We start from the raw sequence: 19185 nt of genomic DNA, 5'->3' as shown, positions 1-19185 counted from the left end.
TTCCAACTCCTGATGCTCAGTGCCAACGGTGGTCGGCAACGGCAGTTCGCGGACCGAACTTGGGTTTGACGGCTTGCCCGCTGACCTGCAGAAGCCTCACGGCGCGGTATCGATGCGGTTGAAGGGGAGCGAGGTACTGCACCATCTGGGCGTCGTCGATCGGTTCACCCAGCAGTGACCACCCGACGACGGCAGCGAGGTGGTAGTCGCCGACCGAGAGTGCATCTGAATCGCCGAATGCACGCTGAGCCACTTCGGCGGCAGTCCAGATCCCGACGCCGGGTACCGCTCGCAACCGTTTGGTCGCCTCGGTTCTGGGGAACGTGGATGCCTGCTCGAGGCGGTCGGCGACGCGAGCGCACTGAACGATCGTCTTGGACCTCGCTGGATCGACGTTCGCGCGATGGAATTCCCATGACGGCATTCGACGCCATTGGTCCGCGGTGAGTGGAACTCGCATTCCGTCGGGCGCGGGGCCGGGTGGGCGCTCCCCGAACTTGGTCAGCAGGCGGCGCCACGCGGCAAATGCGTCGATGCCGTGGACTCGTTGCTCGAGGATCGCGGGAACGAGAGCCTCCATGACGCGGCCGGTGCGGCCGATGCGCAGATGAGGGAAGCGTCGATGAGCTTCGGCGAGCTTGGGATGTTCGGGGGCAAAATCTTCGGCTTCGTCGTCGAGACCGAGCAGCGCTTCGGCGCCGGTCAGGAATTCCGTGGCGCCGGGACCCCAGGCCTGTACCCGGACCGTATGGCGATCCGACTGCGTGATGCGGTAGGTCACAGGACCCGAAAGTTGGCGGGAAACTCGCCAGATCGCTCCGTCGGCTGACCGTCGATGTGCGGGGTCGCCGGGTCCGCGCTGATGCGGGCTGAGCGTCAGCGCGGCATCGAGTGGTCGCTGAGAAGTCACCGTGACTTCGTCGACCGGAGATAGCGGCGTCATCGAGGTCAGCGTATCGCCACCGTCCATCCTCCGTTAAGGCGTGTGTCGGTGGCGCAACGTATTGTCCGAGCCATGATCATCGTGAGCACCGACGGATCCTGTCTGCGAAACCCCGGTGGGGCTATCGGCTGGGCGTGGGTCAATCACGAGGGTCCGAGCATGTCCGGCGGAGAAGCGTCCGGCACCAACCAGATTGCAGAGTTGCGTGCTCTGTTCGAGGCCGTCGTCGCCCATCCCGGTGCTGATCCTCTACTCATCGAATCCGACTCGCAGTACGCCATCAAGTGCGCTTCCGAATGGTTGCCCAGTTGGAAGCGCAAGGGCTGGAAGACCGCGAGCGGCGGGGCGGTCAAGAACCTCGAACTGGTGCAGAGTATCGATCGAGCCATCACCGATCGTGTCGGACCGGTGCGCTTTCGCTGGGTGCGCGGGCACGTCGGCAACCACTACAACGAAATGGCAGACAAGCTGGCCGGCGAAGCCGCACGCGCCATCGTCTCGGGGGACATCGCATCGGTGCCGCTTGCTGCCCCGGTGAAGAAGGAACCGACCGACGTGAACTCCCCCTACAAGGAGAAGTCCACGACGGCCGAAGAACCAGCAGATTTGTTCACACTTTTCTGAGCGGTTCAGAACCCGTCGGCAACCTGAACCAGCGCCCGGCCGGTGTACTTGCCTTCGCGGACCTGATCGATCACCGAGACGACGTCGCGGACGGCAACGAGGTTCGTGATCTCCTTCAGATGACGTGGGGCCAAGTCGGAGCCCAGACGGGCCCACAGCGCGCGACGGGGTTCGATCGGCATCAATACCGAGTCCATGCCCAGCAGTGAGACTCCGCGGAGAATGAACGGCAGCACGGTCGTAGGCAGCGCGGCGCCACCGGTCAATCCGCTGGCAGCGACAACACCGCCGTAATTGATCGTGCTCAGAACGTGAGCGAGGGTCTTTCCACCGACGCAGTCGACGGCCGCCGCCCACTGAGATTTTCCGAGCGGGCGAGGCTTGGCGTCGGGATCCTCGGGAAGCCTGCCGATCACCGAAGACGCACCGAGTGACGTCAGAAGGTCTGCCGCGCCGGGCTTGCCGCTGGAGGCGATCACGTCGAAGCCCGCGCTTGCCAGAAGGTCGACGCTGACGGTGCCGACTCCGCCGCTCGCGCCCGTCACCAGGACGGGACCGTCGGCGGGCTTCACTCCGCTGGCCAGAATGGCTTGGACACTCATGGCCGCGGTGAATCCTGCCGTGCCGATCGCGGCAGCGTCGGCGGTGGAAATGCCGTCGAGCTTCACGACCCACTCGGCAGGCAAACGGGCGATCTCGGCGTAGCCGCCGTTGCGGGCGGTCCCGATCTCGTAGCCATGTGCGACGACCTTGTCTCCCGGGGCGAATGCGTCGGACTCGGAGGCGATGACCTCGCCGGCGACGTCGATGCCGGGGACGATCGGGTACTCGCGAACCACCCCGCCTTTCGGCGTGACCGCGAGCGCGTCCTTGTAGTTGACGCTCGAATACTCGACGCGAATGGTGACCTCACCTGCCGGGAGGAAGGATTCGTCGACGGTTTCGGGGGCGAAGTCGATGGTGCCGTCGCTGTCGCGGGCGACCCAGGCGTTGAAAGTAGTCATGGGTCGAACATAAAGGCCTTCGGCCCTGTGCGCCTTTTTGGTAGTGCGAACTACCGGAAAGGCACACAGGGGCGGAGCCCCTAGATCAAGCTGCCCTCATGCACCGCTCGATCGAACGCCGGTAGCGGGCCACCGGCGCGCAGGGTAGTTGCCAATGCAGGATCGGCGAGATGGAGACGGCCGATCGCGATCAGATCGAACTCTCCGCTGCCGATGCGCTCCTCGAGCTGTGGGATGTTGTCGACTACAGGTGCGACGCCTTCGATGCGGCTGTCCCGCAGCGACTTTCCGATACCGACGCTGCCGACGGCCATCGTGACGGCGCCGGTCAGCTTCTTCGCCCAACCCGCCAACGAGAGATCGCTGCCTTCGAAGGCCGGCACGTCGAAACGCCTGATGCTGGCGTCGAGAACGTCGACTCCGGCGTCGACCAGCGCGCCCAGGATGACGCCCAACTCTTCGGGGGTTTCGGCGATCTTCGCGGTGAAATCTTGCTGCTTGTGCTGTGAGAAACGGTAGATGATCGGCAGATCCGGTCCGATGGCCGCGCGGATCGCGGCGACGACGGCGGCCGGGAACCTGGTACGACGCTCCAGGTCGCCTCCCCACGCGTCGTCGCGCTGGTTGGTGCCCTCCCAGAAGAAGGAATCGAGGAGGTAGCCGTGACCGCCGTGGATCGCGATGCCGTCGAAGCCGAGTTCGACGGCGTGCTTCGCGCTACGGACGTACGCGTCGATGACGTCCTGGATGTCCTGCTCGGTCATCGCTTCGGTGCTGGCCTGTGCGCGTTCGACGTAGGCAGCGGAGTACGAGGTGACGCCGAGCGGGCCCCATTCGCCAGAGGGGCGCATCGGCTTGAGTGAGGGGTCCATCTGCGTCATCGCGCCCCACAAAGGTCCGACGTGCCAGAGCTGAGGCACGATCTTGCCGCCCGCAGCGTGCACGTCGTCGACTACCTTCCGCCATCCGGCCTGAGCAGCGGGAGTGTGGAGGTTGGGGACGTTGGCGTGGTCGACAGCAGTCTCGTGATCGATCGCGACGCCTTCGGTGACGATCAGTCCGGTGCCGCCCTCAGCTCGTCGGCGGTAGTAGTCGGCAACGTCGCGGCCGGGCACACCTTCGATGGAGTACGTGCGCGTCATCGGCGACATGACTATGCGGTTGGACAGTTCGAGCGAACGGATGCGGAGCGGTTGGAACAGCGGGTTGGTCACTTCGTCACAGCGCTTTCATGAATCGGAAGAATCCGGGGTCCTGGTCGACACGGAGTCGGGTGAGGGTTCGGTAGCTGATCAGCCACTTGCCGTCTTCTTTGCGGTATTTCTCGTGGTAGTGGCCGTAGCCGTGTAGGTGCAGTTCTTTCTCGCCGTCGTTCCACCACAGCATGTCCTCCATCGCCCAGATGCCGGTTGCGGTGGTGGGCGAGGTCAGCACGATTTCGGGAGTGTGTGCGTGGTGCGCCGTGGTGAGGGGGATGTCGCCGTCGAGCATGTTCCGAATTGCCGCGGTGAGTTTGTCGATGCCCACTACCTGGTTCGAGGTGTCGCCGGTCTTGGGTTGCTTGTCTGTCGGGAGTCCGCCCCACGTCTCGCTGACGACGTCTGCAGTGTGCAGGGTTGGGTAGACGTGCCACTGCTTGGTGTCCATGCAGCGTAGGCGCGCGGCGAACACACGCTTGATTTCCTCGATTGCGAGCAGTTCCTCGACGGCACTGATCGACCCCACTTCGGACTCGGCCTGAGACATTCAACCTCCAACGGTGATCGGCAAGATGGGTTCACATTCGGGTGCTCCGGGCGGGCCGTCAACGACCTGTCCCGGTGAGCGCGACGGCACTCGGTATGGTCGAGCGAACGAAAGGGGTGTCAGACGTGTGTACCGAAGAGGTCCCATCGACCGGACCGGAGGAGATCGCCGAGGTTCGGGCTTTTTGGCGCGAGTTGGGTGTTCCTGGCGTGATCGACGTCCACACCCATTTCATGCCGAAGAGCGTCATGGACAAGGTGTGGGGTTACTTCGATTCGGCGGGACCGATGATCGGTCGTCCTTGGCCCATCGCCTACCGACTTGCCGAGGAGGAGCGGGTACACCGTCTCCGCGAGTTCGGTGTCCGGGCTTTCACGTCGATGATCTACCCGCACAAGCACGCGATGGCCGAGTGGCTCAATCAGTGGGCCGTCGAATTTGCCGCGCAAACGCCCGATTGCCTGCACACGGCCACGTTCTATCCCGAGGAGTCGGCGGCGTCGTACGTCGGCAAGGCATTGGAGTCGGGCGCGCGAATCTTCAAGTCCCACATCCAGGTCGGAAACTACGATCCGAACGACCCTCTGCTCGACAAGGTCTGGGGGCAACTCGAGGACTCCGAGACGCCCATCGTGATCCACTGTGGTTCGGGACCGGCGCCGGGGGAGTACACGGGACCTGATCGCATTGCTTCGCTGCTCGCACGGTACCCGCGCCTGTCGTTGATCGTCGCCCACATGGGGATGCCCGAGTACAGCGAATTCCTCGATCTGGCAGAGGCTTACGGCAATGTCCGCCTGGATACGACCATGGCGTTCACCGACTTCACGGAAGAGCAGTGTGCCTTCCCGAAGGCGGACGTATCACGGCTCGTCGACATGCAGGACCGGATTCTGTTCGGTAGCGACTTCCCGAACATTCCGTACCCGTATCTCACAGCCTTGCAAGCGGTTACGCGCTTCGATCTCGGAGACGAATGGCTGCGAGCCGTCGTGCACGACAACGCTGCGAAACTCTTCTCGGTGAGCTGAGCCCACCGAGAAGTATTTCGCTCATCGCAATTTGATGCTGCCGCCGTCGGCCATCAACGTCTGTCCGGTCATGTACTTGGAATCCTCGCTCGCCAGGAACACCACGACGGGAGCGATGTCGGTTTCGGGATCACCGATGCGTCCGAGGGGCACCTTGGCAACCGATGCGGCTGCGCGCTCAGGGAAGGCTTCCTGCCACTTGACGACGCCTTCGGTGGCGGCGAACGGGCAGACCACGTTGACCCGAATGCCTTCCGGCGCCCACTCGTTGGCGACGACGCGCGTCAGGCCTCGCACAGCTTCCTTGGCCGCAGCGTAGGACGTCTGGGTGGGCATTCCGTCCAAACCTGAACCCGATGCGAAGTTGACGACCGAACCCTTGGTCTTCGCGAGTTCGTCGTGGCACGCCTGCATGAGGTGGACAACGGGGTAGAAACCGGTGTTGAAGGACAGGTCGAACATGTCCTGCGTGGTTTCGAGCAACGGAGCCTGACGGGACGCGTGAGCGTTGTTCACCAGGATGTCGAGCTTGCCGAAAGCCTCGAGCGCGGCGTCACGGATCTGCTCGGCCGAACCGGCGGCAGCAAGGTCGACGTTCAGGAACTTGCCGGAGCCGGCCAGTTCTTGTTCGAGGGCCTGGCCCTGCTCGTCGTTGATGTCGACGAACAGGACCTTCGCGCCTTCACGGGCGAAGACTCGGGTGATGGCACGACCGATTCCACCGGCGCCGCCGGTGACGATCGCTACCTTGCCGTTCAACCTCATGAAACGCTCCTCTTCGTAAGTGCTGCTCAAACTGTTGCGGTCTCGTCGACTGCAAGTGCAATCTTTTCGAGGCCGGCGATGCTGTAGGCGGCGTAGGTCTCGTACGGCCCACGGCCGGAGAAGTAAGACGAGAGCTGGCCACCGAGCTCTTCGACGGTGAACGCGGATCCGGCTGCGTCGAAACGGTTCTCGACCTTGGGTGCTTCCATCAACGCCACCATCTTGCCGTAGACGACGAAGACCTGTCCGTTGATCTCGTCGGAATCGGGGGATGCGAGGTAGCTGACCAGGGTCGCGACGCGCTCGGGTGCAAGCGGATCGAGGCCGACGACGCCGGTGTTGTTCTCGCCGAAGGCTTCTGCCGTCATGGCGGTGCGCGCGCGGGGGCAGATCGCGTTGGTGCGGACGCCGTAGCGGGAGAGACCTGCTGCGCTCGAGAGCGTCAGAGCGGTGATGCCGGCCTTGGCTGCCGAGTAGTTGGGCTGTCCGGCGCTGCCGAAGAGGAAGGCCTCGGAAGAGGTGTTGATGATGCGGCCGTAGACCGGTGCGTCGGCTGCCTTGCTGGCTGCGCGCCAGTGGACTGCGGCTGCGTGCGAGGTGGCGGCGTGGCCCTTGAGGTGCACACGGATGACGTCGTCCCAATCGGATTCGGTCAGGTTGAAGATCATCTTGTCGCGCAGGATGCCTGCATTGTTGACGAGGATGTCGAAGGATCCGAAGTTCTTGACAGCCTCTTCGATGATGCGCCCGCCGAGCGACCAGTCGGAGACGTCGCCGGTGATGGCGAGTGCCTGTCCACCTGCGGCCTTGATCTCGTCGACCACGTCGTTGGCCGCTGCACCCATGTCGTTGACGATGACGGCTGCACCGGCAGCCGCGAGTCCGAGTGCTTCGGCGCGACCCAGGCCGGCGCCGGCGCCGGTGACGGCGGCAACTTTGCCTTCCAAGCTCAGTGATTGCGTCATGTCGTGCTCCTTCGATCCGGGCGGTCGGGTACGTCTTGCAGAATTAGTATTCATTCTAATTTGAAGTCGAGAGTTCGGTAGTCGGTTCCGAAAAAATCATTCGAGCGAAATCAGAATTAGTTCTAGTTTTGAACAGAAGTTTGGCCGACTGAGGAGGAGTCTCACTCAGCGGGAGCGGTGATCTGGGTCACGAGCGCTGCATGCCACCTTGGGGCGACGCGGCGATCCCACCGCGTACGCGTTTGCGTCACCACCGATCCGCTCAGTTCTCGGCCGCATTCGTCGGCTCCAGGGTCGGATAGTTCCCACCGAAAACGCAGTACGGTCGGCCCCGAATTCACCGGGCCGGACATCAAGGAAGGCACCAGCAGTGTCACTGAATTTGGCAGATCTGTACGAGGGCATCTCGGATCTGATTCCGGACCGCACGGCGCTCGTGTGCGATGGTCGTCGTCGCACCTACGTCGAGCTGGACGAGGGCTCGAATCGCATCGCCCGCCACCTGGCGAGCGTCGGTGTCGGGCCCGGCGATCACGTTGCTCTGCACATGCGCAACAGCATCGAGTTCGTCGAGAGTTTGCTCGGCTGCCTCAAGATTCGTGCGGTCCCGATCAACGTCAACTATCGCTACGTCGACGCCGAACTGACCTATCTGTACAACGATTCGCAGTCGGTGGCACTGATCGTGGACGAGGAGTTCGTTTCCGTCGTGGAGACGGTTCTCCCGGCCGCGCCCGGCATCAAACACGTCGTTGTCGTCGGCAAGTCCGTGGTCCGCGATATCGAAGGTGTCGACGTCGTTGGATACGCCGACGCTGCCGCGGAGCAGCCCGCTACTCGTGACTTCGCGCCCCGCAGCAACGACGACCTCTTCGTCATCTACACCGGCGGCACGACGGGGATGCCCAAGGGTGTCATGTGGCGTCATGAAGACTTCTACTTCGCGGCGCTCACCGGCGGAAATCCGTTCGGTCCGCCGCACACGACCGCTGAGGCTCTGTTCGCCGCGGTGCCGAACGTTCCCGCGATGAACATGCTCAGTACCGCACCCCTGATGCACGGTGCGGCGTCGTACTCGCTGTTCACCGGATTCTTCATGGGCGCCAACGCAATTCTCATGGCGCGGTTCGACGCGAAGGCGACGCTGCAGCTCGCCGGAAGTGAGAAGGCCGTCTCCATCACCGTCGTCGGAGACGCGATGGCACGTCCGCTCGCAGACGAATTGGCAGCAAACGCAGCAGATTACGACCTCAGCACGGTCGGAATGGTCTCGTCCGGCGGAGCCTTGTTCTCGCTCTCACTGCGGGAGCAGCTCAAGTCGATGCTTCCGAACCTGGTGATCCGCGACGGATTCGGCTCCTCGGAGTCGGGCGTCGACGGCAATCTGGAGATCGGCGAAGACGGCCTGATGCGCATCGCCGCTCGCGACGAGACCCGCGTCGTGGACGAAAGGATGCGGCCGCTGGAGCCGGGATCGCCCGAGACCGGCTACATCGCTCGCAGCGGTCACGTGCCGGTCGGCTACTTCAATGATCCGGTCAAGACCGCGGCTACGTTCCCGGTGATCGACGGGGTGCGGATGTCGGTGCTCGGCGACGTCGGGCGCGTGGAAGCCGACGGCTCGATCGTCCTGCTGGGGCGTGGTTCTCAGTGCATCAACACCGGCGGGGAGAAGGTGTATCCGGAAGAGGTCGAGCAGGCGCTCAAGAGTCACCCGGCGGTGCTCGACGCTTTGGTCGCGGGAATTCCGGATGCGAAGTTCGGTGAGCGCGTCGCTGCGGTCATCACGACCCGCGAAGGCTTCGACGTCCCGGACGCTGCCGAGATCGGTGAGCATTGCGCGTCGCAGGTCGCTCGGTACAAAGTGCCGCGCACCGTCATGAACGTTCCGTCGATCAGGCGTTCTCCCAGCGGAAAGGCCGACTATCGCTGGGCCAAGGCCACTCTCGCCGAGCAAGTCTCCTAGTCCGGCCGGAGCCGTCCAGCGCGTTTGTGAGGGACGCGTTGGGTGGCTCCGGTGCTCTAGCCTGTCACCGTCAGAACCAGCAGAGCGACGTTGAGTGCAACGATCAAGCCCGCCGCAATCCACGCCGCGACGGTCGTGAGCGGGGCATTGCGAGCGTCGCCCATGAGTTCGGGGTCCGAGGTCATTCGCACCAGTGGGATGATCGCGAAGGGGATGCACAGGCTCAAGACCACTTGGCTGAGCACGAGCGCCAGCGTCGGGTCGACGCCGAGTCCGAGCACGATCAGCGCCGGGACGAGCGTGACGATCCGGCGTGTGATCACCGGAATCCGAATGGCCAGAAGACCATGCATGATCTCGGCGCCGGCCGCGCATCCCACGGAGGTCGACGCGAGTCCGGAGGCGAGGAGGCCGATCGCGAACACCACGGCTACGCCCGGGCCGAGCGAATTCTCGATCGCGGCATGCGCGCCGTCGATGGTGTCGGTGCCGGGTACTCCGCGCAGCGCCGAAGCGGCCAGAAGCAGCATGCCGATGTTCACGCCACCGGCGATGATCAACGCGACGACGACATCCCAACGGGTGACTTTGAGTAGTCGCTGCAACCGTGGGCCGGGTTTGATGTGGCCGTGGCGATCACGTGCCAATGCGGAGTGAAGGTAGATCGCGTGCGGCATGACCGTTGCTCCGAGCATGCTGGCGGCGAGCAGTACGGTCTCGGTTCCTTCGAAGCGGGGGACCAGTCCGGCGACGGCCTCGCTGCCGGAGACGTCGGTGAAGGCGAGCCCGGTCAGGAAGCCGATGGTGATGATGGCCAGCAATCCCATGACCACGAACTCGAAAGTGCGCTGTCCGCGCCGACTTTGGATCGTCAGGATGACCATCGACACGCATCCGGTGATCAGTCCGCCGAGGAAGAGCGGGATGTTGAAGAGCAGGTTGAGTGCGATGGCGCCGCCGATGACTTCGGCGACGTCGGTCGCGATCGCCATCATCTCGGCCTGGAGCCAGAAGGCGCGGCGGTTGTTCTTACGCAGGCGCTGACCCAGCATTTCGGGCAGGGATCTGCCGGAGACGAGACCGAGTTTCGCGGACAGATACTGCACGAGGACGGCCATCGCGTTGGCGAGTACGAGTACCCAGATGAGGAGGTAGCCGTACTTGGCGCCGGCGGTGAGGTTGGCGGCGACGTTGCCCGGATCGACGTACGCGATTGCCGCGACGAACGCCGGACCGAGCAGGGCGATGGATCTCCCCGTGGGTCGTCGGCGCGGAGTCGTCGGCTCTTGCGTACTGGTGCTCATCGGTCTCCTGGTCACACGTACTCGGACCTGTTGGTTCGAATAAGTGAACTATAGAGTTCGGGGAGCCGAACTTTCAACAGCTGTGCGCGGTTAGCGACCGCAGAGGGTCCCTAACCGCCCACAGGCCGGTTAGGCCGTCACGCCGGCAGCCAGGAGAGCGCGAGCCTCGGGTCGGCCGTCGAGGAGGGCGTTGGTACGCAGTTCGACCTTCCACTCGCCGTCCGTCTTGATCAGTTCCCAACGGTTTGCGGTGATGCGGAGGACCTTGAATCCCGTCGGGTTCTCGGGATCTTTGATGACCAACTGCGAATGGCAGGTCGCGACGGCCTTGTTGCCGTCGATGCGGATGTGGGCGGGTGTCATCATGTGGGCCGCGCCGTTCATGATCCAGTTCTGGTGTGAGGCGCTGTGAACCATCGCGCGCAGTTCGCCGCGGCCGTGCATCGCACCGGTATCGACGTCGTAGACGCCGTCCTCGAGCCACAGGTTCGCGACCTCGTCGGCTGATCCGCTGTCGACGGCAGGGCTGTATGTGGTCAGCAGTTCGGTGATCGCGAGCTTGTCCTCGAGCAATTCCACTCGGGCGAGCAGGGATTCGATCAGGGCGGTCGAGTCGGTCATCGGTACGTCCTTTGCATTGAATTGTCGGGGAATCAGGAAGTGGTGAAAGAAAAGCCCTCGGCGAGGGCGATTCGGTGAAGTTCTTCGAGTTGTTCGCAGTAGTGCTCGACGCTTCGAGCGCCGACCGAGCAGCTGGCGATGGTCGCCCCGGCGTCACGGACGCGAGTCAAGGCGCGAAGGGTGGATTCGCGATTGCCGAGAGGATCGAGCGGCGCACCGGCGGGAAGCACCACGTCGAATCCGTCGGGGAGCGTCGTGGCGTCGAGCATTTCCTTCAGTTCGGAGAATCGCAGCCCGAACGGCACCCACCCGTCGCCGTGTGTGGTGGCCCGGCGCAGCGATCTCTTGGTCCGGCCGCCGATCCACAGCGGCACCCGTTTCTGGACGGCGTGGGGTTCGACGACAAATCCGGAGTAGTCGTAGAACTCGCCGTGATACTCCGGAGTCGGCGTCGACAGTGATGCCCGAAGTGCGGCCAAGGCATCGTCAGCGCGCGCTCCTCGGTCGGCAAATGGAGCATTTATGAGATCGAATTCTTGTTTCAGAGTCCCCACCCCGAGGCCGAGTATCAGGCGTCCATTGCTGACGCGATCAAGCGTTCCGTAACGCTTGGCGATCTCGAGGGGGTGGTGGTAGCCCAACACCAGCACCTGGGTCGCCAGCAGGATTCTTGATGTACGCGCGGCGAGAAAACCAAGGGTGGCGAGCGGATCCCAGTAGGTTCCGCCGCGCTCGGCGGCAATCTCCTCGGGGACCGCCACGTGTTCACTGCAGGTCAGATGATGGAAACCGAGTCGATCCGCCGTGGCGGCCACTGTGGCGATCTCGCCGATGTCAGCACTTGCCTCCCACTCCGAGCGCGTGCTCGGGTGCTGAATCAGGACCGGTGTGACGATTCCCAGGTGCATCGGGCGTTTATAGCGTCCCCACTCGCCCGGTGGCAGGTGAATTACCGCTGATCGGGATCGAAAAGATCGATTCACTTTCCAGAAACTGTGACCTGGGTTATAGTCGGTAGAATCAATTCCAGTTTTCGGGAGGCGTCCATGACCATTGTTGACATGAACGACACACTGTCCACCGTCCAGACTGCCGGTGGGCAACCCAAGAAGGATCTGCCGCCGTCGATGGTCGAGCGGATGACACTGATTCTCGACGCCTTCGACGGCCGCGCCGCGCGGCTGACGCTGGAAGAGGTCGCGTGCCGTACTCAGTTGCCGCGCTCCACGGTCCACCGCATTCTCGATCAGCTGGTCAAGCTGGACTGGGTCGATCACGCATCGTTCGGCTACTGCCTCGGGCGTCGCGCGCTCGGCCTCGGTGGTGGCGACGGCGGCCACAGCCAGATCCGCGAAGCCGCTGCACCGCTTCTGCACGAACTGCACCTGCAGACCGGCATGGTCGTTCACCTATCGGTGCTCGACGGACGCGAGAGCGTCTATCTCGACAAGGTCGGCGGACGATTCGCCGCGGCGCTCCCGTCCCGCGTCGGCGGCAGAGTGCTCGCTCATTCGACGGCTGGTGGCAAGGCGATGCTGGCGTGGATCGACCCCGAGCGCGTCGACGCTCTGTTCGGGTCTTCTCTTCCCCGCTGTACCGAGAACACGATCACCGACGTCGCTGTGCTCCACCAGGAACTGAACCGCATCCGTCAGCGTCGGGGACTGGCCTTCGAACGCGGGGAGTCGGCGCGTGGAGTCGCTTGTGTGGCTTCGGCAATTCGCGGACACGAGGGTCCCGTCGGCAGCATCGCGTTGTGTGGTGACATGCGGACCGCTCAGCTCGAGCGAGTTGCTCCGCTGGTCGTCGACGCGGCTCGCGAGGTCTCACGGACGCTGTACCCCGAACTGGGTGCTCCTCGCCGCGGCCGCAAAACGCCTCCCGTTCCGACCAATACGTTCTCGGCGGAGACGATGGATCGCCTGCTGGCAGCGTCGTCCGACCACTGGATCTGACGTATTTTGATCGACTTGTCTCGCTGATCGGGACGAGTCATAGCAGCTCAGCGGTCCTGATGGCACCGTTCGGACCATGACGACTGAACTGAGCTACGAGGGAACTCTGAAGGAACTGCAGACCGATCTCGGTGTGCTCCGGTACCACGAAGCCGGCGACGGCCCGCCGCTCCTGCTGCTGCACGGATCGGGCCCCGGCGTCACCGGTTGGCGTAACTACCGCGGCGTTCTCGCGGACTTCGCGGAGCACTTCCACTGCTACGTTCTCGAGTTTCCCGGATTCGGCGTCAGCGATCCCGGCCCCGACCATCCGATGATGATGGCGCAGGCGTCGGTCGGGATGTTCCTCGACGGCCTCGGCCTCGGCCCGGTCCACATGATCGGTAACTCCATGGGCGGCATCGTCGCCACCAAGGTCGCGATCGACGAGCCGCACCGGGTGAGCAAGCTCGTCACCATCGGCGGCATGGGAAAGAACACCTTCTCGCCGGGGCCCGGTGAAGGCATCAAACTCCTCATGGAGTTCACCGACAACCCCACCCGCGAAGCCCTGGTCCGCTGGTTGCATTCGATGGTCTTCGACCGTGCCGTCGTCACCGAGCAGCTCATCGAAGAGCGTTGGGCCCTGGCCACCGAGCCGACGACGCTCGAGATCGCCCGTCGTATGTACAGCAGCAAGGCCATGGCCGCCATGGGCGCGGCTGCCGCTGCGTCGACCGCCGTGCCGTACTGGGCGCAGCTGAACAAGATCAAGGCGCCGACGCTGTTGACCTGGGGACGCGACGACCGCGTCAGCCCCGTGGACATGGCGATTCTGCCGATGCGCGACATCCCCAACGGCGAAGTTCACATCTTCCCCAACTGCGGACACTGGACGATGATCGAAGCTCGCGACGCCTGGGTCGCGTCCGTTCTGGCATTTCTGACGCGTCCAGAAGGCAAGTAAGGCCCGTGCGCCTTTTTGGTAGCCCCCACTACCAAAAAGGCGCACAGGGGTGCTCCCACTCACCGGGAAGCGTTTCTGCACTTCGGTGGGCTACCTGCCACCGTTTCACCAACAGATTTTCATTCTGCCCAGGCACTCGCCGGGTAGCGAAACCAGAAAGCCGGAAAAATCATGGGTCAGGTTCTGGACAACATCTCACAGTTCGCCGACGAGATCCGCGCTGACGGAGTCGAGGGCGACAAGCTGATGCGCTTGACGGACGGCAGCGCGAAGCGCTTGCGCGACTCCGGCGTCATCCGGATGTTCCAGCCGAAGGAGTTCGGTGGCCTCGAGGCGCATCCGCGTGAATTCGCCGAGACGGCAATGGCTATCGGCGCGATGGACGGTGCCACGGGCTGGGTCAGCGGCATCGTCGGTGTGCATCCGTGGGAGCTTGCGTTCTTCGACCGCAAGGCTCAGGAAGAGGTGTGGGGAACCGATCCCGATACGTGGATGGCGTCGCCGTATGCGCCGATGGGTGTGGCGAGGCCGGTCGAGGGTGGGTACATCCTCAACGGTCGCTGGTCGTTCTCCTCGGGTACCGATCATTGTGACTGGATCATGATCGGTGCGATGGTCGGTGACGAGTCCGGTAAGCCGTTGATGCCGCCGAAGCACCTGCACGTACTGCTGCCGCGCTCCGATTACGACATCGACCAGGACAGCTGGAATGTCGTGGGCCTGCGCGGAACCGGGTCGAAGGACCTGATCGTCAAGGACGCGTTCTTGCCGACGTACCGCACGATCGACGCCGGAAAGGTGTACGACGGGACGGCGTGGAAGGAAGCGGGTCGTACGGAGACGTTGTACAAGTTCCCGTTCTCGTGCATTTTCCCGTTGGGGATCACCTCGTCGTTGATCGGTATCGCCGAGGGTGCGTTGGCGTGCAACATGGCGGCGCAGCGTGAGCGGGTGACGGTCAGTGGTGTTCCGATCAAGGAAGATCCGTACGTGCTGTTCGCGATCGGTGAGGCGGCGGCCGAGATCGCTGCTTCTCGGGCTGCGATCTTGGAGACGGTGGATCGTTTCTGGGACATGACGGAGAAGGGGCAGGAAGTTTCGTTCGAGCTTCGTGCGATCGGTCGCCGTACGCAGACTGCTGCTGCGTGGCGGGCGGTGCGTGCGGTGGACGAGATCTTTGCTCGTTCCGGTGGTGGGGCTTTGCAGTTGAACACGCCGATGCAGCGGTTCTGGCGTGATGCTCATGCCGGTCTCGCGCACGCGATCCACGTACCTGGCTCCATTTTCCATGCGTCGACGCTCTCGCAGCTCGGCGGCGAACCGCAGGGTATCCACCGCTCGATGATCTAGTCCCACAAATACTTTCGAAGCAAGGACGGTTAGGCATGACTGAAATTCGGGGCCTGGGGTATCTCAGGATCCAAACGCAGGACGTGGCTCGCTGGCGCGAGCTCGTGGTCGACGGACTCGGCCTCGCGGTCGGTAGTGGCCCGGAAGCCGACGGCCTCTACTTGCGCCTGGACGAGCGTCGTGCGCGACTGATCGTCCTGCCCGGTGAGACGGACAAGGCTCTCGCAGTGGGCTGGGAAGTGCGAGATCAGTTCGCGCTCCAGCGTGTTCGTGAAGCAGTGGAGAAGGCCGGAGTCGAGGTCGAGGTTCTTTCCGAGGTCGACGCCAGCTACCGCGATGCCGAGCAGGTCATCGCATTCGACGATCCCAACGGTAACCGAGTCGAGGTCTTCTTCGGACCGGTACTCGACCACAGCCCGTTGGTCACCCCGCACGGCGGCCGTTTCGTCACCGGCGATCAGGGCCTCGGCCATGTGGTGCTTCCGGTTACGCGTTTCGACGAGGCATACACCTTCTACACCGAGGTGCTCGGATTCCTCCCGCGCGGTTCCATCCGTCTCGGCGGTATCGATGCGCCGCCGCCGGCTCGCCGCGTTCGCTTCATGGGTATCAACCAGCGCCACCACAGCCTGGCGTTGTGCCCGGCGCCGCCGGTTGACGAGCCCGGTCTCGTGCACCTGATGATGGAAGCCGAGACTCTCGACGCCGTCGGTCAGGCTCTCGATCGTGTTGCCAAGCTCGGCTTCTCGATCTCCTCGACGTTGGGTCGCCACACGAACGACAAGATGGTGTCGTTCTACGTGCGCGCACCGGGTGGATGGGATCTGGAGTTCGGTTGCGAAGGCATGCTTGTCGACGAAGCCTTCTACACCGCTGAGGAAATCACGGCCGACAGCTACTGGGGCCATGACTGGTCCGAGAGTGAACCGCTGGCCGCGTTCACTCCCAAGAGCTAGCTCTTACGCAACGAAAAAGCTCGGTCCCAATGCATATCGGGGCCGAGCTTTTTCGTGCGATAGATCAGGAAGCTGCTGCGGCCAAACCGGTTTCGAGGTCGGCGAGAATGTCGTCGATCCCTTCGATGCCGACCGCAAGGCGGACGAGCCCCGGGGTGACGCCCGAAGCGAGCTGCTCCTCGGGGGTGAGCTGCGAGTGCGTCGTCGACGCGGGGTGGATGACGAGTGAGCGAACGTCACCGATGTTGGCGACGTGGCTGTGCAACGTCAGAGCGTTGACGAACTTCTTGCCTGCGTCGACTCCACCGGCGAGCTCGAACGCGACGATGGCGCCGGTTCCCTTGGGAGCCAGCTGCTTTCCGCGCTCGTGCCAGGGCGAGGATTCCAGTCCGGCGTACGCGACCGACGTGACCTCGGCGCGGCCCTCGAGGAATTCCGCGACCTTCTGGGCGTTGGACACGTGGCGCTCGATGCGCAGGCTCAGTGTCTCGATACCCTGCGAGATGAGGAAGGCGTTGAACGGTGCGATGGCCGAGCCGAGGTCGCGCAGAAGCTGAACGCGTGCCTTGAGGGCGTAGGCGGGTGCACCGAGATCGGCAAAGGTGACGCCGTGGTAGCTGGGGTCGGGGGTCGTGAAGTTGGTGTGGCGTCCCTGGGTCCAGTCGAACGTGCCACCGTCGACGATGACGCCGGCGATCGCGGTGCCGTGTCCGCCAAGGTATTTGGTGGCGGAGTGGACGACGATGTCGGCGCCGTGCTTCAGCGGCTGAATGAGGTACGGAGTTGCGACCGTGTTGTCCACGATCAGCGGGATGCCGTGCTCATGGGCGACTGCGCTGATGCCGGGGATGTCGAACACGTCGTTCTTGGGGTTGGAGATGGTTTCGCCGTAGAACGCCTTGGTGTTCGGACGGATTGCCTCACGCCAGTGATCGAGGTTGTCCGGGTCCTCGACGAAGTCGACGGTGATACCGAGCTTGGGCAGCGTGTAGTGGAAGAGGTTGTACGTGCCGCCGTACAGGCGAGGGCTTGAGACGATGTGGTCCCCGGCCTCGGCGAGGTTGAGGATCGCGAAGGATTCGGCGGCCTGACCGGACGCAACCAGCAGAGCCGCGACTCCGCCTTCGAGGGCGGCGATGCGCTGCTCGACGGCGTCCTGCGTCGGGTTCATGATGCGGGTGTAGATGTTGCCCGGCTCGGCGAGGCCGAAGAGCGCCGCCGCATGGTCGGTGTTGTCGAAGACGTAGCTGGTGGTCTGGTAGATCGGAAGCGCCCGAGCGTTGGTAGCGCTGTCCGGGCCCTGTCCGGCGTGGACCTGCTTGGTTTCGAACGACCAATCGGCGGTCGGATCGGTATCGACGGGGGTGTTCTCGCTCATGAATTCATACTCCGTGGTGAAGGTGGGTTGGTGCGGGTCAGGCGGTTTCGACGACTGTATGCACTGGGACGGGATTGCGGGTGAGGTCGAGTACGGGGCAGTGGGCGTCGACCGTTTCCTGCAGTTCCAGGTAGCGCTCGCGGGTTTCGGGGCCGGTCAGGGTGACGACCACGCGGACCTCGGAGAATCCCGGACGGACGGCGTCGTCGAAGCCGAAGAATCCACGAACGTCGAGGTCACCTTCGGCTCTGGCCGAGATGTCGTCGAGAGCGATACCGAGTTTGTCCGCCCAGACGCGGTAGGTGACCACCTGGCAGGAGAGCAGGGAAGCAAGGTAGTACTCGACAGGATTGGCTGCGGTGTTCTCGCCGCCGAGGGCCGGCGGCTCGTCGACCTCGACGCTGTACTTACCGAGAGAAATGGTGCTGGCAACGGCGTCGTGCGCCTGGGCGGAAGCCTTGAATACGACGTGCGCTTTGCTGGCGTCTTTGTCGATGGCGTCGGCGTTGGCTGCTACGACGGAACTCAGGTGTGAGATGGAGGCGGTGGTCATGACAGAAATGTCCCCTGATCTGGGTGTACATACGAGTATCGACGTGAGCGCCGCTCACGTCGTAGGTCCGATCAGTAGATCGGACACCCGGATGTACAGACATGCGCAAAGTCGACATGGCGCCGCCGCGTCAGCAGCGTGCCCGTCTCGTATGCGCCGATTCCCGTCACAGGAGAGACTGTAACCGGTTCATACCCTTTCCGACCAGACGTATAGGAAATCTGTCTCGGATTGTGGTCTGTCATGCGGGCGGCAGTCCGCTCCACCGGGGTGTCCGACGATTGGCGAAAGCGTCGAGTCCTTCGGCGATGTCCGGAGAGCGCAACACTGCGTCCTTGGCGTCGTCGGTGACCTTCCATCCGTCGGCGTCGGCGTCGGCGTAGAGAGCCTCGATGGCCTTCAGACTCAGACTCACGGAGGTGGGGGAGGACTCGCAGATCTCCGCTGCCATCACCAGTGCCTCGTCGAGTGCCTTACCAGGGGCAGTGACTGCATTGACGACGCCGAGGTCCTTTGCCCGTTCGGGATCGAGTGTGCGGCCGGTGATCAAGAGTTCGCGGGCGACGTTGATCGGAAGCGCGCGAGGCGCCCGAAAGAGTGCTCCGGACGTCGCAACCAGACCGCGTTTGGTTTCGGGAAGGCCGAATTGCGCTGTGGCGGAAGCGACGATCAGATCGCAGGCCAGTGCGATTTCGAAACCGCCACCAAGCGCGTAGCCCTCGACTGCAGCGATCAGGGGCTTGTTCCGCCGGCGCCGGATGACGCCGTACTCTCCGCCGCGAGGCATGCGGAGGTCGGCCCGCTCTCGGATATCGGTTCCGGCGCAAAAGATGTTGGGGGTTCCGGTGATGATGCCGACCCACAGATCAGGGTCGTCGTCGAGAATATTCAGCGCGGCTTCGATTCCCTCGGCAGTCTCACGGTTGATCGCGTTACGGCGTTCTTCGCGTTCGATCCTGACGATGAGAACGCGGTCATGGCGTTCGGTGGAAACAGTCGACATAATTGGACTGTAGTCCACCTATCGGAGGCGGAGGTGCGTCACCTGACGGGACGGAAATTGGACACATTCCGGACT

Annotated in this window: 19 protein-coding genes; 7 read left to right on the top strand and 12 right to left on the bottom strand. The window is 63.6% G+C overall.

What is annotated here, in order from left to right; genetic code table 11:
* Nucleotides 1-16 precede the first annotated feature (16 nt).
* Nucleotides 17-970 (bottom strand): DNA-3-methyladenine glycosylase, encoded by a 954-nt coding sequence (locus ATN38_RS08080; protein WP_193594923.1) that lies wholly within the window; start codon nucleotides 968-970, stop codon nucleotides 17-19.
* A 45-nt stretch (nucleotides 971-1015) separates the two neighbouring features.
* On the opposite strand from ATN38_RS08080, the gene ATN38_RS08075 reads away from it, so the two are divergent.
* Entirely contained in the window at nucleotides 1016-1567 is a 552-nt protein-coding gene (locus tag ATN38_RS08075) for a ribonuclease H (protein ID WP_218747786.1), read from the top strand.
* 5 nt (nucleotides 1568-1572) lie between these two features.
* On the opposite strand, the gene ATN38_RS08070 is transcribed toward ATN38_RS08075, so the two are convergent.
* The 3 genes from ATN38_RS08070 to ATN38_RS08060 form a co-directional block, all read right to left on the bottom strand.
* Complete coding sequence (locus ATN38_RS08070) at nucleotides 1573-2571, bottom strand: acryloyl-CoA reductase (protein ID WP_218747785.1); 999 nt, start codon at nucleotides 2569-2571, stop codon at nucleotides 1573-1575.
* Nucleotides 2572-2651: 80 nt separating this feature from the next.
* The gene (locus ATN38_RS08065) at nucleotides 2652-3785 is read right to left on the bottom strand and encodes a 12-oxophytodienoate reductase (protein ID WP_003940612.1); all 1134 of its coding nucleotides are present in this window, start codon (nucleotides 3783-3785) and stop codon (nucleotides 2652-2654) included.
* Nucleotides 3786-3789: 4 nt separating this feature from the next.
* Nucleotides 3790-4317 carry a nuclear transport factor 2 family protein gene (locus ATN38_RS08060; protein ID WP_003939692.1) on the bottom strand — a complete coding sequence of 176 codons (528 nt, stop codon included), beginning with the start codon at nucleotides 4315-4317 and terminating at the stop codon, nucleotides 3790-3792.
* A 125-nt stretch (nucleotides 4318-4442) separates the two neighbouring features.
* Here ATN38_RS08060 and ATN38_RS08055 point away from each other — a divergent pair, with 125 nt between their 5' ends.
* On the top strand, nucleotides 4443-5348 hold the full coding sequence (locus tag ATN38_RS08055; protein WP_003940342.1) for an amidohydrolase family protein: 906 nt from the start codon (nucleotides 4443-4445) through the stop codon (nucleotides 5346-5348).
* 21 nt (nucleotides 5349-5369) lie between these two features.
* Here ATN38_RS08055 and ATN38_RS08050 read toward each other — a convergent pair whose 3' ends face one another.
* Both ATN38_RS08050 and ATN38_RS08045 read right to left on the bottom strand, forming a co-directional pair.
* Entirely contained in the window at nucleotides 5370-6113 is a 744-nt protein-coding gene (locus tag ATN38_RS08050) for an SDR family NAD(P)-dependent oxidoreductase (RefSeq protein WP_019745385.1), read from the bottom strand.
* A 26-nt stretch (nucleotides 6114-6139) separates the two neighbouring features.
* Complete coding sequence (locus ATN38_RS08045) at nucleotides 6140-7078, bottom strand: 3-oxoacyl-ACP reductase (RefSeq protein WP_007729451.1); 939 nt, start codon at nucleotides 7076-7078, stop codon at nucleotides 6140-6142.
* Between the two features lie 370 nt (nucleotides 7079-7448).
* On the opposite strand from ATN38_RS08045, the gene ATN38_RS08040 reads away from it, so the two are divergent.
* Nucleotides 7449-9044, top strand: a complete 1596-nt coding sequence (locus ATN38_RS08040) for an acyl-CoA synthetase (RefSeq protein WP_007729448.1) — start codon at nucleotides 7449-7451, stop codon at nucleotides 9042-9044.
* Nucleotides 9045-9100: 56 nt separating this feature from the next.
* Here ATN38_RS08040 and ATN38_RS08035 read toward each other — a convergent pair whose 3' ends face one another.
* The 3 genes from ATN38_RS08035 to ATN38_RS08025 all read right to left on the bottom strand — a co-directional run bounded on the left by ATN38_RS08035 (nucleotide 9101) and on the right by ATN38_RS08025 (nucleotide 11877).
* The gene (locus ATN38_RS08035) at nucleotides 9101-10348 is read right to left on the bottom strand and encodes an Nramp family divalent metal transporter (RefSeq protein ID WP_007729446.1); all 1248 of its coding nucleotides are present in this window, start codon (nucleotides 10346-10348) and stop codon (nucleotides 9101-9103) included.
* A gap of 129 nt (nucleotides 10349-10477) precedes the next feature.
* Nucleotides 10478-10969 carry a nuclear transport factor 2 family protein gene (locus ATN38_RS08030; protein ID WP_003939809.1) on the bottom strand — a complete coding sequence of 164 codons (492 nt, stop codon included), beginning with the start codon at nucleotides 10967-10969 and terminating at the stop codon, nucleotides 10478-10480.
* A gap of 32 nt (nucleotides 10970-11001) precedes the next feature.
* A complete protein-coding gene (locus ATN38_RS08025; protein WP_003940045.1) occupies nucleotides 11002-11877 on the bottom strand; it encodes a TIGR03619 family F420-dependent LLM class oxidoreductase in 876 nt (291 codons plus the stop codon).
* Between the two features lie 138 nt (nucleotides 11878-12015).
* On the opposite strand from ATN38_RS08025, the gene ATN38_RS08020 reads away from it, so the two are divergent.
* From ATN38_RS08020 to bphC, 4 genes are all read left to right on the top strand, one after another.
* Nucleotides 12016-12924: an IclR family transcriptional regulator gene (locus ATN38_RS08020; protein ID WP_003940451.1), complete on the top strand. Its 909-nt coding sequence runs from the start codon at nucleotides 12016-12018 to the stop codon at nucleotides 12922-12924.
* A gap of 76 nt (nucleotides 12925-13000) precedes the next feature.
* Entirely contained in the window at nucleotides 13001-13870 is an 870-nt protein-coding gene (locus ATN38_RS08015) for an alpha/beta fold hydrolase (protein ID WP_019745379.1), read from the top strand.
* A gap of 171 nt (nucleotides 13871-14041) precedes the next feature.
* On the top strand, nucleotides 14042-15220 hold the full coding sequence (locus tag ATN38_RS08010) for an acyl-CoA dehydrogenase family protein (RefSeq protein WP_003940250.1): 1179 nt from the start codon (nucleotides 14042-14044) through the stop codon (nucleotides 15218-15220).
* A gap of 35 nt (nucleotides 15221-15255) precedes the next feature.
* Nucleotides 15256-16176 (top strand): biphenyl-2,3-diol 1,2-dioxygenase, encoded by a 921-nt coding sequence (bphC, locus tag ATN38_RS08005; protein WP_218747783.1) that lies wholly within the window; start codon nucleotides 15256-15258, stop codon nucleotides 16174-16176.
* Nucleotides 16177-16240: 64 nt separating this feature from the next.
* Here bphC and ATN38_RS08000 read toward each other — a convergent pair whose 3' ends face one another.
* The 3 genes from ATN38_RS08000 to ATN38_RS07990 form a co-directional block, all read right to left on the bottom strand.
* Nucleotides 16241-17554 (bottom strand): bifunctional o-acetylhomoserine/o-acetylserine sulfhydrylase, encoded by a 1314-nt coding sequence (locus ATN38_RS08000; RefSeq protein WP_003939848.1) that lies wholly within the window; start codon nucleotides 17552-17554, stop codon nucleotides 16241-16243.
* 37 nt (nucleotides 17555-17591) lie between these two features.
* Nucleotides 17592-18107: an OsmC family protein gene (locus ATN38_RS07995; protein WP_007732784.1), complete on the bottom strand. Its 516-nt coding sequence runs from the start codon at nucleotides 18105-18107 to the stop codon at nucleotides 17592-17594.
* A gap of 241 nt (nucleotides 18108-18348) precedes the next feature.
* Entirely contained in the window at nucleotides 18349-19110 is a 762-nt protein-coding gene (locus ATN38_RS07990) for an enoyl-CoA hydratase-related protein (RefSeq protein ID WP_064443711.1), read from the bottom strand.
* Nucleotides 19111-19185 lie beyond the last annotated feature (75 nt).

The sequence above is a fragment of the Rhodococcus sp. FH8 genome (assembly GCF_019266085.1).
Classification (GTDB): domain Bacteria; phylum Actinomycetota; class Actinomycetes; order Mycobacteriales; family Mycobacteriaceae; genus Rhodococcus_F; species Rhodococcus_F qingshengii.
This window is presented reverse-complemented; position numbering and strand designations above follow the sequence as displayed.

What these genes read in the sequence shown, in the direction of transcription:
- ATN38_RS08080 (WP_193594923.1), bottom strand. Translation starts at nt 970, where the DNA reads ATGGACGGTGGCGATACGCTGACCTCGATGACGCCGCTATCTCCGGTC.
- ATN38_RS08075 (WP_218747786.1), top strand. Translation starts at nt 1,016, where the DNA reads ATGATCATCGTGAGCACCGACGGATCCTGTCTGCGAAACCCCGGTGGG.
- ATN38_RS08070 (WP_218747785.1), bottom strand. Translation starts at nt 2,571, where the DNA reads ATGACTACTTTCAACGCCTGGGTCGCCCGCGACAGCGACGGCACCATC.
- ATN38_RS08060 (WP_003939692.1), bottom strand. Translation starts at nt 4,317, where the DNA reads ATGTCTCAGGCCGAGTCCGAAGTGGGGTCGATCAGTGCCGTCGAGGAA.
- ATN38_RS08050 (WP_019745385.1), bottom strand. Translation starts at nt 6,113, where the DNA reads ATGAGGTTGAACGGCAAGGTAGCGATCGTCACCGGCGGCGCCGGTGGA.
- ATN38_RS08045 (WP_007729451.1), bottom strand. Translation starts at nt 7,078, where the DNA reads ATGACGCAATCACTGAGCTTGGAAGGCAAAGTTGCCGCCGTCACCGGC.
- ATN38_RS08035 (WP_007729446.1), bottom strand. Translation starts at nt 10,348, where the DNA reads ATGAGCACCAGTACGCAAGAGCCGACGACTCCGCGCCGACGACCCACG.
- ATN38_RS08030 (WP_003939809.1), bottom strand. Translation starts at nt 10,969, where the DNA reads ATGACCGACTCGACCGCCCTGATCGAATCCCTGCTCGCCCGAGTGGAA.
- ATN38_RS08025 (WP_003940045.1), bottom strand. Translation starts at nt 11,877, where the DNA reads ATGCACCTGGGAATCGTCACACCGGTCCTGATTCAGCACCCGAGCACG.
- ATN38_RS08020 (WP_003940451.1), top strand. Translation starts at nt 12,016, where the DNA reads ATGACCATTGTTGACATGAACGACACACTGTCCACCGTCCAGACTGCC.
- ATN38_RS08015 (WP_019745379.1), top strand. Translation starts at nt 13,001, where the DNA reads ATGACGACTGAACTGAGCTACGAGGGAACTCTGAAGGAACTGCAGACC.
- ATN38_RS08010 (WP_003940250.1), top strand. Translation starts at nt 14,042, where the DNA reads ATGGGTCAGGTTCTGGACAACATCTCACAGTTCGCCGACGAGATCCGC.
- bphC (WP_218747783.1), top strand. Translation starts at nt 15,256, where the DNA reads ATGACTGAAATTCGGGGCCTGGGGTATCTCAGGATCCAAACGCAGGAC.
- ATN38_RS08000 (WP_003939848.1), bottom strand. Translation starts at nt 17,554, where the DNA reads ATGAGCGAGAACACCCCCGTCGATACCGATCCGACCGCCGATTGGTCG.
- ATN38_RS07995 (WP_007732784.1), bottom strand. Translation starts at nt 18,107, where the DNA reads ATGACCACCGCCTCCATCTCACACCTGAGTTCCGTCGTAGCAGCCAAC.
- ATN38_RS07990 (WP_064443711.1), bottom strand. Translation starts at nt 19,110, where the DNA reads ATGTCGACTGTTTCCACCGAACGCCATGACCGCGTTCTCATCGTCAGG.